Annotated in this window: 12 protein-coding genes, 1 pseudogene and 1 riboswitch; of the genes and pseudogenes, 7 read left to right on the top strand and 6 right to left on the bottom strand. The window is 63.7% G+C overall.

What is annotated here, in order from left to right; genetic code table 11:
* Nucleotides 1-46: 46 nt before the first annotated feature.
* The 6 genes from ACNPM8_RS03340 to ACNPM8_RS03315 are packed head-to-tail and all read left to right on the top strand — an operon-like array spanning nucleotide 47 to nucleotide 4694.
* Nucleotides 47-763 (top strand): LysR family transcriptional regulator substrate-binding protein, encoded by a 717-nt coding sequence (locus ACNPM8_RS03340; RefSeq protein WP_448939303.1) that lies wholly within the window; start codon nucleotides 47-49, stop codon nucleotides 761-763.
* A 42-nt stretch (nucleotides 764-805) separates the two neighbouring features.
* The gene (locus ACNPM8_RS03335) at nucleotides 806-1594 is read left to right on the top strand and encodes an enoyl-CoA hydratase/isomerase family protein (RefSeq protein ID WP_105662190.1); all 789 of its coding nucleotides are present in this window, start codon (nucleotides 806-808) and stop codon (nucleotides 1592-1594) included.
* Between the two features lie 14 nt (nucleotides 1595-1608).
* Nucleotides 1609-2274, top strand: a complete 666-nt coding sequence (locus tag ACNPM8_RS03330) for an alpha/beta hydrolase (protein ID WP_448939302.1) — start codon at nucleotides 1609-1611, stop codon at nucleotides 2272-2274.
* Between the two features lie 9 nt (nucleotides 2275-2283).
* Complete coding sequence (locus ACNPM8_RS03325) at nucleotides 2284-3183, top strand: PfkB family carbohydrate kinase (protein WP_359189306.1); 900 nt, start codon at nucleotides 2284-2286, stop codon at nucleotides 3181-3183.
* Complete coding sequence (locus tag ACNPM8_RS03320; protein WP_105658659.1) at nucleotides 3184-3978, top strand: HAD family hydrolase; 795 nt, start codon at nucleotides 3184-3186, stop codon at nucleotides 3976-3978.
* Nucleotides 3975-4694, top strand: a complete 720-nt coding sequence (locus ACNPM8_RS03315; RefSeq protein ID WP_448939301.1) for a glycerophosphodiester phosphodiesterase family protein — start codon at nucleotides 3975-3977, stop codon at nucleotides 4692-4694. Before ACNPM8_RS03320 ends, ACNPM8_RS03315 begins: the two co-directional genes overlap by 4 nt.
* A 9-nt stretch (nucleotides 4695-4703) precedes the next feature.
* Here ACNPM8_RS03315 and ACNPM8_RS03310 read toward each other — a convergent pair whose 3' ends face one another.
* The gene (locus ACNPM8_RS03310; RefSeq protein ID WP_332486985.1) at nucleotides 4704-5681 is read right to left on the bottom strand and encodes a hypothetical protein; all 978 of its coding nucleotides are present in this window, start codon (nucleotides 5679-5681) and stop codon (nucleotides 4704-4706) included.
* 92 nt (nucleotides 5682-5773) lie between these two features.
* On the opposite strand from ACNPM8_RS03310, the gene ACNPM8_RS03305 reads away from it, so the two are divergent.
* The gene (locus ACNPM8_RS03305) at nucleotides 5774-8956 is read left to right on the top strand and encodes an HAD-IA family hydrolase (protein ID WP_448939300.1); all 3183 of its coding nucleotides are present in this window, start codon (nucleotides 5774-5776) and stop codon (nucleotides 8954-8956) included.
* An 82-nt stretch (nucleotides 8957-9038) separates the two neighbouring features.
* Here ACNPM8_RS03305 and ACNPM8_RS03300 read toward each other — a convergent pair.
* The 5 genes and pseudogenes from ACNPM8_RS03300 to thiM form a co-directional block, all read right to left on the bottom strand.
* A pseudogene (locus ACNPM8_RS03300) lies at nucleotides 9039-10444 on the bottom strand (sugar porter family MFS transporter).
* Between the two features lie 215 nt (nucleotides 10445-10659).
* A complete protein-coding gene (locus ACNPM8_RS03295) occupies nucleotides 10660-11943 on the bottom strand; it encodes a uracil-xanthine permease family protein (RefSeq protein ID WP_105658654.1) in 1284 nt (427 codons plus the stop codon).
* A 27-nt stretch (nucleotides 11944-11970) separates the two neighbouring features.
* Entirely contained in the window at nucleotides 11971-13395 is a 1425-nt protein-coding gene (gene thiD, locus ACNPM8_RS03290) for a bifunctional hydroxymethylpyrimidine kinase/phosphomethylpyrimidine kinase (protein WP_448939299.1), read from the bottom strand.
* Nucleotides 13392-14033: a thiamine phosphate synthase gene (gene thiE, locus ACNPM8_RS03285; RefSeq protein ID WP_448939298.1), complete on the bottom strand. Its 642-nt coding sequence runs from the start codon at nucleotides 14031-14033 to the stop codon at nucleotides 13392-13394. Before thiE ends, thiD begins: the two co-directional genes overlap by 4 nt.
* A complete protein-coding gene (thiM, locus tag ACNPM8_RS03280) occupies nucleotides 14026-14820 on the bottom strand; it encodes a hydroxyethylthiazole kinase (protein ID WP_448939297.1) in 795 nt (264 codons plus the stop codon). Before thiM ends, thiE begins: the two co-directional genes overlap by 8 nt.
* A riboswitch (TPP riboswitch) is annotated at nucleotides 14810-14904 on the bottom strand. (Overlaps the previous gene by 11 nt.)
* Nucleotides 14905-14913: the final 9 nt, after the last annotated feature.

Raw genomic sequence — 14913 nt, 5'->3', positions numbered from 1 at the left:
GGGCCCCGCCTGCGCCATTTAACCCGGCAGAGCGTAGGCTTAACCCGTGCAGAAACTTCGAATCGCCTACGCAACCGGCGTCACCCCCGGCAAATGGATGGACCGCTTCCAGGAACGCTATCCTGCCATCGAGCTGAAAGCCTGGCGCCTGGATGAGGGGGAAATCCTGGATCTGCTGGCCAATGGCGAGGCTGACGCAGTATTCGTGCGCTATCGCGGCGACTCGCCCAAGAACGCAACGCGCCACGTCATCCCGCTTTACGAGGAACTCGAAGTGGTCTGCGCGGGCAAAGACCACGACGTGGAGTACTTCGAAGAATCCGTTCCGCTGGAGACCGTAGAGTCCTTCCCGCAACTCGACTTGGCCGACTACCCGGAATCCGTGGGCGGCATTCCGGTAGCGATGGAAGTTGTCGCTTCCGGCGCCCAGGTGCTGCGCACCACGCAGTCCATTGCCCGGCTCTTCGCCCGCAAGGACGTGGTGGTGCGCTTCATTGACGACGGTTCGCCAACCCAGGTGGGCATCGCCTGGCCTACCGCCACCGAAGACACCGCCTTGCTCGAAGAATTCATCGGCATTGTGCGCGGACGTACCGCCAGCTCCTCGCGCCAGACTTCGGTGCGCAATCAGGAGCAGAAGGCCAAGCGCGTCAATGAGCAGAAGAAGGCCAAGGCGAAAGCCCAAGCCAAGGCAAAACAGCAGGCCAAGAGCTCATCCAAGAAGCCACAGGGTGCCAAGGCAAAGCCACGCAAGCACCGCTGACAATCCAATACGTGACGCGCGTTACGTGAGAGAGTTAGGGGTATGAAGCAATTCGATACCCTCAGCCTGAGCACCCAGGGCTCGGCCCTCATCCTGACCGTCAACCAGCCGAAGTCGCTGAACGCGTTGGCAAAAGAGGTCGTCAACGACCTTGAAGCCTTCCTGGACTGGTTCGAGGCCACCGGCTATGAATACCGCGGCGTGATCCTCACCGGTGCCGGCGAGAAGTCCTTTGTCGCCGGCGCCAATATCGTGCAGCTGCGCGAAATGGACCCGGCGGCGGCGCTGGCCTACGGGCGCCAGATGCACGCGGTCACCGAACGCCTGGAGAAGCTGCAGGTTCCAGTGATCGCCGCAGTCAACGGCTTCGCCCTGGGCGGCGGCTGCGAACTCGCCCTGGCTTGCGATTTCATCTACGCTTCCGAGACGGCCAGCTTTGGGCAGCCGGAGGTCAACCTCGGGCTGGTGCCCGGCTTTGGCGGCATGGTGCGCCTGCCGCGACGTGTCGGCAACGCGATGGCCCGTGAATTGGTTTTCACCGGCCGCCGCATCAAGTCCGAGGAAGCATTGCGCATTGGCCTGGCCAACCGCGTTGTCCCGGCCGGGGAACTGATTGACCAGGCCGTGGCCACCATCGAGGAGATCGCGAAGGTGGCACCGACGGCCGTTGGCAATGCCAAGGCCGCGATGGTGGACATGGACGCGCTGAACACCCATGACGCCCTGCTGGTTGAAGCACAGTCCTTCCAGCAGGCCTTCGGAACCGCCGACTCGGTGGAAGGCCGTGCCGCCTTCGTCGAAAAGCGCGCCGCGGTCTTCCCGGGCAACTAGCCGGGGCGCCGACCATGCACTACGGGGCGCACCCGGACCAGCAGGTCCAGTTCTACGAGCCGGAACGCACCACCGCTCGCGGAGCGGTGATGATCATCCACGGCGGATACTGGCGTGAAAAGTACACCGCTAGCCTCGGCGTGCCCCTGGCAGAGGATCTCGCCGCCCGCGGGATCCCTGCCTACAACCTCGAATACCGGCGTGGGCCGGGCAGCGCGGCGAAAATGCTGGCCGATGCCCGGCGCGCGCTGGGCCTGGTCAAGGAAGAAGGGCCGATCACGCTGATCGGCCATTCAGCCGGAGCGCAATTGGCCTGCGTGTTGGCCGCCCATGATGCACGGGTCTCCCAGGTGATCAGCCAGGCCGGGGTCCTGGACCTTGAAACGGCGCAGCGCCTGAAGCTCAGCGGCAGCGCGGTGGACGAGATGCTCGCAGGCGCGCCATTGGGCGCCTGCAATCCGGTGGAATTATGGCCAATGCATGCCCGTGTCGTAATCTTTCATGGACGGGACGATGGCGATGTTCCGGTAAGAATTGCCCGTATCGCAGCCCAGAAAGCCGCTGCGCTCGGACAGGAGCACAGCTTCTCGCTGTTCGCGGGCGACCACTACACCTGGATCGATCCGCACAGCAGCCAATGGGCTGCCTGCGTGCGTGCCCTGTCCCCACTGCACTACTGAAGGAGCAGCATGAACCCGACCGTGATCGGCGAGGCCCTCGTTGACGTCCTGGCCTCCGGCATTGCCCCAGCCCAGGAGTTCGTTGGCGGCAGCCCGTTGAACGTCGCGGTTGCGCTCTCCCGCCTGGGGTACCCGGGAACCTTGATTTCCCGCTGGGGCGCCGATGACAAAGGCCGCAAGATCGAGGATTACCTCAAGGACAACAACGTGGCATACCTGGGCGGAGCCGATGACCAGGCCACCGTCATTGCCCATGGCATCCTCGACCCGGCCGGCGGCGCGGCCTTCGCGTTCAACGCCTACTGGCAGATGCCGACCATCGGGCCGGAGCTGGCCCAGGATGCCGAGCTGGTGCACACCGGCTCCATCGCCACCCTGTTCAGCCCCGGAGAACTGCTGCCGCTGCTTTCGGCCGCGCGCACCCATGCCACCATCAGCTACGACCCGAACCTGCGCCCGTCGCTGGTCACCAACCATTCGCAGACCGTGGCCGAAGTCGAGCGATTCGTCGGCCAGGCCGACGTGGTGCGGGTCTCCGGCATCGACCTGAAGTGGCTGTACCCGATGCGCTCGGTCCAGGACTCGGCCCGTGCCTGGCTGGACATGGGTCCGGCGATCGTTGTGTCCACCGCAGGCTCGCGCGGGTCCTGGGGCGTCGTTCGCGCCGGCGACGCCGAATTCACTGCGCCGTCGGTGGAAGTCACCGATACCGTGGGTGCCGGCGATACCTTCACCGCCGCGCTGCTGTGCTGGCTGGCCGAACATGGACTGATTGGCGCAGCCAACCGCGAAAAGCTGAACCAGCTGCAGATTGCGGAGCTTTCGCGAGCCCTGGAATTCGCGGCCCTGGCCGCCGCGGTGACCGTGCAGCGTGCCGGGGCGAACCCGCCACGCCGCGAGGAGCTGTAGATGATCAAGCTGATCGCCTCGGACCTCGACGGCACCATTGTCGCCAAGGACGGCACCATCTCCGAACGCACCCAACGTGCCTTCATCCAAGCCCGCGACGCTGGCATCCAGATCGTCTTTGTCACCGGACGCCCCTTCCGCTGGCTGAGCCCGATCATTGAAGCCTTCGGCGGGATGGGCACGGTCATCTGCTCCAATGGCGCGGTGCTCTACGACCTGGAACAAGACGAAGTGATCTGGTCGCGCACGCTCAGCGCGGCTACCGCGCGGCGGGCGAGCGAAATCATCCTGGAGCTGGAACCGCGCGCGTCCTTCGCTGCCGAGACCACCAAGGGGCTGCACCTGGGTGAAGGCTTTGCCGACCGCCACCACAACTTCGGGGTGCAGGCAGTCCTGGATCTGGCTAGCGAGTCAATTGATTCCGAGGGCATCGTGAAATTCCTTGCCCGCTCCCAGCACCTGCCGATAGACAAGTTCTATTCCTCGGTTGAGCCGCAGCTGGCAGAACTGGTATCGGTGACCCACTCCGCCTTCGACGTTTCCCTATTGGAAATGGCGCATGTGGATATCCACAAGGCCACCACGCTGCATGAATACTGCCAGCGCCTGGGAATTGCCGCAGCTGAAGTGATGGCCTTCGGCGACATGCCCAACGACATCGAAATGCTCGAATACGCCGGCCACGGCTACGCGATGTCCTCCGGACACCCCATGGCGCTGGCTTCCGCCCGCTTCCGTGCACCCTCGCTGGCCGATGACGGGGTAGCCCAGGTCATTGAAGGCCTGCTGAAATGACCTACGCCTTTTCGCACCGCGGCGTACGCACGGGCAACGAGGAAAACACGCTGGCAGCCTTCCAGCGCGCCGCAGACCTGGGCATCACCCATCTGGAGTCGGATGTGCACGCCTCCGCCGACGGCACGGTCTACCTGTTCCATGACCAGAGCCTGGACCGGGTAACCGACGCGAGCGGGAATTTCAACGACTTCACCGACGAGCAGCTGGCAACGGTGCGGGCCGGCGGGGAACCGCTGTGCACGCTTGATGCACTGCTCGACGCGTTCCCGCACGCCACACTGAACCTGGACGTCAAGGACGAGCACGTGATCGGCCCGCTGGCCGAGCTCATCGAGCGCAGGAAAGCCCATCGGCAAATTGCCCTCGCGTCCTTCTCCACGGCACGCAGCGCCGCGGTCGGCCACCTGCTTTCCGCTCCGATACGGCGCTCGCCGGGTCAACGGGAAATTGTCGCCATCTGGCTGTGCGCCCACCTGCTGGGCTGGGTTCCCAAGCGGCTGCTGGCAGGCTTCTGGGCGGTCCAGGTGCCGCTGAACCAGGGCATGCTGCCGGTAGCGACCCGTCGATTCATCAAGGCGGTCCACCGAGCCGGCGCCCAGGTGCATGTCTGGGTCATCAACGACGAGCCGACCATGCGGCTGCTGATGGAGCGCAAGGCCGACGCCATCATGAGCGATGACGCGGCCTTGCTGGCCAGGGTTCTGGGCTCTTGAACTGCGGCCCTAGGAGATATCCAGGGTTCCCAAAACGGTCTCGGCGTGCTCCTGCAGTTGCTCGTCGCTGGCATCCAGGAGCAGGCGCAACCAGGTCTCGTGCTGCGACAGCGGCGCAACCAGGCAGGCTGGATTAATCAGGTCGTACAGCTCATCTGCTGAGCCGTAGGCAGAGAACTGGTCCAGGTACGCGAAAAGCACCTTCATCACGCGCTCATCACCGGTATCGCAATCCCACGCTTCGCACATGGCGGCCAGCGGCGTGTTCAGGGATGAGAAGGGGTGAGCCCAGTGCGCGGAGGACAGATTCAGGATGCGGCCGTGGTCTCCGGCCTCGGCAGGAACCACCACCTGCGACAGATCGAAGTTGCCGTGCTCGATGCTCAACGGCACCGCACCGGCATGAAGGGCAGCGGTGGCCCTCCTCAACTCATCGAGATGCGAAACCATCTTGTCCGCCATGGATCCCTCCAGGTACAGCGGGTGTGCCGGGTCCAGGGACACATGCATCATCAGCGCCTGCTCGTACTGCTCGGGCAGGAACTGCGGGTCCACCACGGTGACCCCGGAATCAAAGAATTCTTCCTCGTGGCCCATCAGCGCGACCTGGAAGGAACCGAGCGAGGCCATGGCCAGCTCCCAGTTCTCCACCGAATCGCCCAGATCCGCCAGGGTGTGCCCGAAATCCGGGCTGAGCATGTAGCCGGCGATCCGGTCGATAGCCAGTGGCATCACCACGCGATCGGGCAGCAGCTGGCCGGCAGCGACCGTGGTCGCTGGTTCCGAAGCCAGCCCCGGAGCGTTGGCGCTGAAGATCAGATCTGCGGCACCGGTCTGAACCGCCGCCTGAATCTGGTGCAAATCTGCGGGCCAAAAATCCGGTCCTGCGGTGCGCTGAATGCCATATGCCTCGCACGCAGCATCGATCCACTCGGCGGTTGCCTCACGCCAGTCTTCGCTATTCCATACATCTATCCACTGAGCCACATTCTTATCGTAGTATGTCGAAGCAAGCGCGTTCAGTTGCTACGGTAAGGACTACGGCCAGTAATTCGCTCCTCTTTCGAAGGATTTCGATTGTGAACGCTTTTCGTCCTGAGTACCGACATCGTGATTACAAGGCCGTCCTCTTTGATCTGGATGGCGTGATCACTCCTACCGCGTTGCTGCATCGCAAGGCATGGGAAGAACTTTTCACCACCTTTTTCGACAAGCACCCGGGCGTGGCCCCATACACTTCCGAGGACTATTTCAACCTGCTTGACGGCCGTCCGCGTTATGACGCGGTGGCGGCCACCCTCGAATCCCGCGGCATCCGCTTGCCCCGCGGGGATGAAAGCGATCTGCCGGGGGAAGGCAGCATCTGCGCGCTGGGCAATATGAAGAATGAAAAGTTCACCCAAGTGCTGCAGCGCGACGGGATCGACCCCTATGCCGGCTCCGTGGCCTACCTGCAACAGGTGCTGGATGCCGGGCTGGACGTCGCGGTGGTGTCCTCCTCGCGCAATGCCCGCGTGGTACTGGCTGCCGCAGGACTGGCCGAGCACTTCCCGTTGGTGATGAGCGGCCAGGAAGCTGCTGCGCGCCGGCTGGCGGGCAAACCGGCCCCGGACACGTTCCTGGCTGCCGCCGCCGATCTGGGTTGGCGTCCGGAAGAATGCGCCGTCATCGAGGATGCCACCAGCGGGGTGAGGGCAGCGCGTGCCGGAGGCTTCGGCGTCATCGGCGTGGCCCGCGAAGGCAATGAGGCCGCCTTGCTGGATGCAGGGGCCCATTTTGTGGTTCATGACCTTTCCGAACTGGTCTCCGAGCAAGCAGCCAAGGCCTGGGAAGAGGACTCCTGGTCGCTGTGGCGCGGGAACCAGCGAGACAGCGATGGCGCCGAAGACACCGTTTTCTCCCTGGGCAACGGTTTTCTGGGTGCACGGGCTGCGCAACTGGGTCTGGGGGACCAAGGAGGTGGCACATTCATCAACGGGCTGCATGAGACCTGGGAAATCCGCCATGCCGAGAGCGCCTTCGGGCTGGCCGAAACCGGACAGACCATGATCAGCGCCCCGGATTTCCGGACCATGCGCGTGTTCATCAATGACGAAGCCCTGGAAGTCGGCCGCACGGAGATGCTGCGTGATGAGCTGCGCCTGGATTTCCTTGACGGGACGCTGACCGCGCACACCCTGTGGCGAACTGCCGAGGGGCACCGGGTAGCCGTCACTGCCCGCTCAATGATTTCCTTCACGGATCGCCACGTGGCGCTGCAGGACGTGCACGTGCGCCTGCTCGATGCTCCGGCGCAGGTGCTGATCCAGTCTTCGGTCATCGGGTACCGCTCCAGCCGGAAGGTGGCTTCCCCGGAGGAAACCGATGCCGGGGTTCCTGCCGATCCGCGCAAGAGCGAGGAAGCCAGGGCCAACCCGCTGCATCCGGCGGGCACCCACCGCGATGGCGCCCGGCTGGGCATCTCGTACCAGGTCTTCGGATCCGGGATGTCGGTAGCAGCAATGGTGGAGCACGAGGTGGCCACCACTGGCGGAGCGCAGGCGGAGCTGTCCGTGGTCCGCAAGGTGGACGATGACCGCGCCGATGAAGTGATCAGCACCAGGCTGGAAGCCGGGCAAGGCGTGCGCGTCTCCAAGTACGCGGTCTACCACTCCTCGCGGCGCCATCCTGCCCAGGAGATGCTCTTGCGTTCTGAGCGGGCCTTGGAGCACCTGGTGCCGTTGGGGATTGACGAGCACTTCCGCACCCAGCGCCGTTTCATGGCCGACTACTGGGACCGCAGCGATGTGGTGGTGGAGAGCGATGAGCCCGAGCTGCAGCGCAAGATCCGCTGGAACCTGTTCCAGCTCGCCCAAGCTGCCGGACGTGCCGACGGCCTGGGCATCAGCGCCAAGGGCGTGAGCGGCAACGGCTATTCCGGGCACTATTTCTGGGATACCGAAATCTATGTGATGCCGTTCTTGACCTATACGAACCAGCAGTGGGCGCGCAACACGCTCCGCGCCCGGGTCTCGATGATTCCTGCAGCGACCCGGCGGGCGCTGATCATGAACGAGGAAGGCCTGCTCTTCCCGTGGCGCACGATTAACGGCGAGGAAGCCAGCGCCTATTATCCGGCTGGCACTGCGCAGTACCATATCAATGCCGACGTGGTGTATTCGCTCAACCGGTACCTCGGGGTCATGGAGGATGACGAGTTCCTGCTGGCCGGCGGCGCCGAAATCCTCGTGGGAACTGCGCGCATGTGGGCCTCGCTGGGGTTCTGGCGTGGCGAGCAGGGCAATGAGCGTTTCCATATCCATGGGGTCACCGGGCCCGATGAGTACACCGCGGTAGTCAACGACAACCTCTACACCAATGTCATGGCGCGCTTCAATTTGCGCCGCAGCGCCCAGCTGCTGGCCGAAATGGCCCAAGAGCATCCGCGCGAGTTCGCGCAACTGGCCAGCAGGCACTCATTGGAAAACGAGGAGATCGCCCTGTGGCTCAAGGCCGCTGATTGCATGCACATCCCGTATTCCGAAACGGTCGGAATCCACCCCCAGGACGAGCATTTCTTGAACCGCGAAGTCTGGGACCTGGCCAATACCGGTGCGGATAAGCGGCCGTTGCTGCTGCACTACCATCCGCTGGTGATCTACCGCTTCCAGGTCATCAAGCAAGCCGACGCGGTGCTGGCTTTGTGGCTGCGTTCCAGCGATTTCACCGCCGAGCAGAAACTTGCGGATTTCAACTACTATGACCCGCTGACTACGGGCGACTCGACACTGTCGGCGACAGTGCAATCGATTCTCGCCGCCGAGGTGGGCTACCGCGATCTTGCCTGGGAGTATTTCGAGCACGCGCTGAACGTGGATCTGGAAAACCTGCATGGCAATACCGCTGACGGCGTGCATGTGGCATCGACCGGTGGCGTCTGGTCGGCGCTGATCTACGGCTTCGCGGGACTGCGCGACGATGACGACCAGCTGCGCTTTGATCCGCGGCTCCCGGAGAAATGGCGGGCCCTGCGCTTCAACCTCGGGTGGCGGGGCATGAGGATTTCCGTGGGCTTGCGGGCTGAAGCCATTGATTTCACCCTGCACGGAGCCTTCTCCCGTCCGATCTGGGTGCGCGGCCAGCAGGTGGACCTGCAGCCGGGGCAGACAGTCAGCGTGGCGCTCGCCGGCCAGGGCCCGACGCTGGAAGGGCGGCCAAGCTTGGAGCATGTGCTCTCGCTGCAAAGCGACGTCGGCGTGGATGTGCCCAACAAGGCCTGGTAAGCATCCGGGCACGCAAAAGGAGGCAGGAACCATCTTGGTTCCTGCCTCCTTTGCGCAATCCGCAATGCCCTGCGGGTGGTGCCTAGAGGGTCATCTCCTCGAGTTGGCGCCCCTTGGTTTCCTTGACCAGGAAGATCACGAAGATCAGGGAAAGCAGCGCGAAGAATGCGTAGATGCCGTAGGCCAATGCCAAGCCTGCCTCGGCGAGGGCCGGGAAGGTGGTGGAAACGGCGAAGTTGGCGATCCACTGCGCCGAGGCTGCCACTCCGAGTGCCATGGCGCGGATCGAGTTCGGGAAGATCTCGCCGAGCAATACCCATACGGCCGGACCCCAGGTGGCGCCGAAGCCGACCACGAACAGGTTGGCCGAGACCAGGGCGACGATGCCCCAGCTGCCCGGCAGCGACACGGCGCCGTCGATGGTGACCGACTGCGCGAACGCTACCGCCATCATGCCCAGCGACAAGGTCATGATGGCCGAGCCGATGGTGAGCAGCAGCTTGCGTCCCAGCACGTCGATCAGCAGCACCGCCACGATCGTTGCCAGCACGTTGGTCGCCGAGGTGATCAGCGAAATCGTGAAGGAATCCGATTCGGCAAAGCCGACGGACTTCCACAGCGTCGTGGAGTAGTAGAAGATCACGTTGATGCCGACGAACTGCTGGAAGACCGAGAGCAGGATGCCGACCCACACCAGCGGGTGGAAGCCGAAGCGGCCCAGCAGGTCCTTGAAGACCTGGCGGCGCTCGATGTGCACGGTGGAGCGGATCTCTTCGATCTTCTTTTCGGTATCCGTGCCGGCGTTCATGCCCATATCGCGGGTCAGCACGGTAGCTGCTTCAACGAAGCGGCCGCGCTCGACCAGGTAGCGGGGAGATTCGGGCAGGCGCAGCGAGAGCAGGCCGTAGAGCACTGCTGGAACCAGCAGCGACAGGTACATCCAGCGCCAGGCCGCCAGGCCTAACAAGCCGACGGCATCCGCCGAGCCCATGACGAAGACCAGCAGCGCGCTGACCAGGAAGGCCACGAAGATGCCCAGCACGATGGCCATCTGCTGCATGGTGCCCAGGCGTCCGCGATGCGCGGCCGGGGAGACTTCGGCAATGTAGGCAGGGGCGATCACCGAGGCGCGCCCACGCCGATGCCGCCGACAATGCGCCAGATGATCAGGTCGGCTACGCCGAAGCACAGGCCGCAGCCGATGGCTGATGCTGCCAGGAGGATGGAGGCGAAGAGCATGGTGCGCACGCGTCCCACGCGTTCGGAGACCACACCCGCTATCCAGGCTCCCAGTGCTGCGCCGAGCAGGGCGCAGGAAACGGTGAATCCGATGGTTACCGCGTTGAGCCCGAATTCGTGCTCGACAGCGTCCACGGTGCCGTTAACGATTGATGAGTCATATCCGAAAACGAACCCACCCAATGCCGCCCCGAGGGCGATGAAGATGAGCCGCGCGGAGAGTTTTCCGTCTGATGTAGTCGCAGTCACAATGAGCCATGCTATCGGATTCGAGAGCCGCAGAATCCCGATTTCCCGATTTTTTATGGGAGATCGATCACAAATTGGAAGGAGTCCTTACTTCAAGACCGGGGGAGGCCCAGTGCGCGTCGCCGCTTCATGACTGGCCAGCTCCCGAATTCTTGGCAAAAAAGCAGGCCGGCATTGCGAGTTCTCGCGATGCCGGCCTGCGGGGAATTTATTTGCTAGCTATCCGCAGGCTTCTGCGAGTCCGCCAAATCGTTGCCGCGCATCTTGGCGACGATACTCATCAGGTGGAAGACCACCAAGGTGGCGATCGAGCCCAGGGCGATGCCGCCCAGTTGGAGCTGGCCGAAGGCGATTTCCTTGGTCACTGCAATGGCGATGATCAGGCCGGTGCCGGCGGTCATCAAGTTGATCGGGTTGCCGAAATCGACCTTCGCCTCGATCCACAGGCGCGCGCCGACGATGCCGATCATGCCGTAGAGCACGATGCCCAAGCCGCCGATCACGCCTTCTGGAATGGTGCCGATCAATGCGCCGAACTTCGGCAGGAAGGCCAGGGCCACGGCCACAATCGCAGCGATCCAGTAGGCCGCGGTCGAGTACACGCGCGAAGCGGCCATCACGCCGATGTTCTCGGCATAGGTGGTCGTGGCCGAACCGCCGCCGAAACCGGCGAGCACGCTGGCAGCGCCATCGGCCATCAGCGCACGGCCGTTGAACTTCGACAGGTCGCGATTGGTCATCACGCCCACGGTGCGCACATGGCCGATGTTCTCGGCGATCAGCACGAACACCGCAGGCAGGAACATCAGCGCAGTGTCGAAGTGGAAGGTCGGGGTGTGGAATTCTGGCAGTCCGATCCACTCCGCGGCAGCAACCGCCTTGAAGCTCACCTGCCCCTGGGCCAGTGCAACAAGGTAGCCGCAAAGAAGTCCCATGAGGATCGACAGCCGGCCCAGCAAGCCCTTGAACGCAACGGTCGCGACCACGGTAAAGATCACCGTGAGGAAAGTGGTCAGCGGGAACTCGGTCATGGGAACCAGCGTTGCGCTGGCCAAATTCAGGCCGATGAGCGCCACGATGGTGCCCATGACCACCGGCGGCATCAGGGCGTGGATCCAGCCGGTGCCGGTCTTCTGCACGATCAGCCCGACAACGAACAGCAAGGCCCCGGTCATCACGATGCCGCCCAGCGCGCCGGACATGCTGTGCGACTGGGTGGTCGAGAGGACCGGGGCAATCATCGCAAAGGACGAGCCGAGGTAGCTGGGCACCTTGTTCCTGGTCATCAGCAAGAAGATGACGGTGGCCAGGCCGGTGAACAGCAAGGTCGTGGTGACCGGGAAGCCGGTGATGGTTGGCACCAGGATGCTGGCGCCGAACATCGCCAGGATGTGCTGGGCTCCGATGGAAACGGTCTGCGGCCAATGCAGCCGCTCATCCGGGGCAACTACCTCACCTGGGGTGATGGTCCTGCCGTTGCCGTGAATGCTCCAACTCATGATTCCTCTTCCCGGGCCCTGCGGGTTTTAGGCCGTAGAGAAGTCTACTCGGTTCTCGTGCGCCTGCGCGAAGAAAGAGCGCTCATGTTCCGCGGAGCGGATGAAAGCGGCCTCCATGCGGGCCCGCAGCTGCGGATCTGCCTGCTCGAACGCCTGGCGGACCATTTCGATGGCCTGCTCGGTGGCGGAATCGAATTCCTCGGATGCATAGGTTTCCAGCCATTGCCGATAAGGATGCTCGGCATGGTTGGCTGCCGCCAGCCGCTTGCCGATGTCCTGGTACAGCCAGTAGCAAGGCAGGATCGCGGCAATCAGCTCCCCGTAGCTCTCCTGGCTGGCGGCCAGGTGGTTGGTGTAGTTCAGCGTGGTGGCGCTGGGCGTATCAGCGAACTCATCCAGGTAGCTGCCGTGCAGCTGCAGCTCGCCATCGAGGATGCCGTTGGCGCCACGCGACCAGAAACGCTGGGCACCGAGATCCGGCGCCATCGAGCTGGCCAGCGAAAGCACCTTGGCGTAACGCAGCAGATACAGCGCATCCTGGGCGATGTAGTAGTGGAAGTCATCCCGGTCCAAGGTGCCCTCGGATAGCCGGGTGATGAAATCCAGCTGGTCGATTTCCTCGCGGATCGGCTGGATCTTCTGCCACCAGTCGCCCATGGGATCTGCCGTGCCGAAGAAGTCGATGAAGTGGTTGACCGGGCCGTGGCCGCTGCCCACCTGCAATTGGTCGGCCGCTGCGATGGCCTTGGAGAGGTAGGACTTGGACTGCTCCAACGCGGCGATCCAATCTCCAGTGGCAGCGAAGCGGGTAGCCAGAGTGCTGGAAAGGGTGCAGCCGGTGCCGTGGGTGTTCCTGGTGGCATGGCGCGGGCCGTGCAGCTCCAGTTGCACCCCGCCCGCCGACACCAGGGCATCGGGGCAATCCGCCCCGGCCAGGTGCCCGCCCTTGGCCAGCACCAGCGTGTCGTGCTTGGCAGCCAGCCGCTGGGCCTGGCGCAGGGCTTCGTCCCAGGAAGGGGCCACAGGCTCGCGCAGCAAGCTGGCCAGCTCCAGCAGGTTCGGGGTAATCACCGTGGCGCGATCCAGCAGCGAATCAAGGGCGGATTCGTCGTCGAGCAGGCGATCCCCGCTGGTCGCCACCATGACCGGGTCCAGCACGACGGGGGCGTCAACAGTTTCCAGCCAGCGGGTGACTGCGCGGATCACCTCGGCGTTGGCCAGCATCCCGATCTTGATCGCATCGATGCGGATATCTGTGCTCACGGCTTCGAGCTGCGCGAGGACGAAATCGCCACTGATCGCCTGAACTCCGGATACCCCATGGGTGTTTTGCGCAGTCAAAGCGGTGATCACGCACATTCCGTAGCCGCCGTTGGCGGCAATGGCCTTCAGATCCGCTTGGATTCCGGCGCCGCCGGAAGGATCGGAGCCTGCGATGGATAGGATGTTCATTTCGAGGCCTCCCAGGCTGCGACCAGCTGCGCGCTGGCAAGTTGCGGATCTTCGGCGTTGCAGATGGCGCGGACCACGGCCAGGCCTGCGCCGCCGCCGGCGCGGATCGCGGCGGCATCGTCTTGGGTAATTGCGCCGATCGCTACGCAGGGCAGCTTGGCCAAGGCAGCGGCTCGCGCAAAGCCGTCCAGCCCCAGGGGAACAGGATGGTCTTTTTTCGTCGGAGTGGCGCGGATGGCTCCTACACCGAGGTAGTCGATCACCGAGGCGTCCTTGTTCGCCTGGGCCAATTGCTCATCGCTGGAAGCACTCAAGCCGATGATGCCCTCGCCAATGATCTGGCGAGCCAGCTGTACCGGCACATCTTTTTGCCCGATATGGACTCCGTTCACTGCTGCGCCAGCAGCCCGTGCCGCGAGGTAGACGTCAATGCGGTCATTGATCAGCAACTGGGCTTTGCCCTCGGTGAGCTTGGCAGCCGCGCAGGCCAGCTCGAAGAATTCCCGGGCGCTTTCATCCTTGGCGCGCAGCTGGATCCACCCGATCCCTCCGGCGACGGCGCCGTCGATAACTTCCAGGGTGCTGCGTGGGGTGCAGCTGGCAGTGTTGGCTACTAGATAAGCGCCGTAATTATGCATGGTTCAATTCCTCGTACTTCAAAGTCTTCAGTTCCCCGGGATCGGCAGCCGACAGCGCATCAAGGAAGGCAACTGCGAAGCTGCCCGGACCGGAGCTGCCAGCCAGGGCCTTTTCCGCGGCCAGGCCATAGAAACCGTGGGCTGCGATGGTGGCCTCGAACGGGTCATCGTGGACCGCAACCATTCCGGCGCAGACCGCGCCCAAGGCGCAGCCGCCACCTGTCATCCGGGTCAAGCCAATTCCGTTGGTATGCACCAAGACGGTACGCGTGGCGTCGATGATGGCGTCAGCCTGGCCGGAAATGGCCACCACGCAGTCGTGCTCCGTGGCCAGTTCGCGTCCCGCCGCCAAGGCGGCAGAGACCTCATCCAAGGCATCGACCCCGCGCGAAGCAGATTGCCGGCCGGCCAGGGCCAGGATTTCCGAGGCGTTGCCGCGAATCAGGGTCGGGCGTTGCCGGACAATGCGCCGGGCAAACTCCGTGCGCACCGGAAGCGCTCCCGCCGCCACTGGATCCAGGACCCACGGGGTGCCTGCAGCGCTCGCCGACTGCACAGCTTCTTCCATAGCGGTCAGCTGTTCAGTGCTTGGAGTTCCCAAATTCACCAATACGGCTGAAGCTGCCTGCGCGAATGGGCCGGCCTCTCCGGGCAGATCCGTCATGGCCGGGGAAGCCCCGGATGCCAGCAAGACATTGGCGGTGAAATTGGATACGACGGTATTGGTCAGGCAAAAAACCAAAGGTGATTGTTGCCGGTATTTTTGGGCAACTGCATGCAAAGCCATGCGACATCCCTCCGCTAGCGTGAACTAGATCAGGTTCTACGGGTCTTATCTCAGTCGGTTGATCCGACACCCCGTGTCACTGCCATAGAGCGT

This window comes from Glutamicibacter sp. AGC46 (genome assembly GCF_053543715.1).
This window is presented reverse-complemented; position numbering and strand designations above follow the sequence as displayed.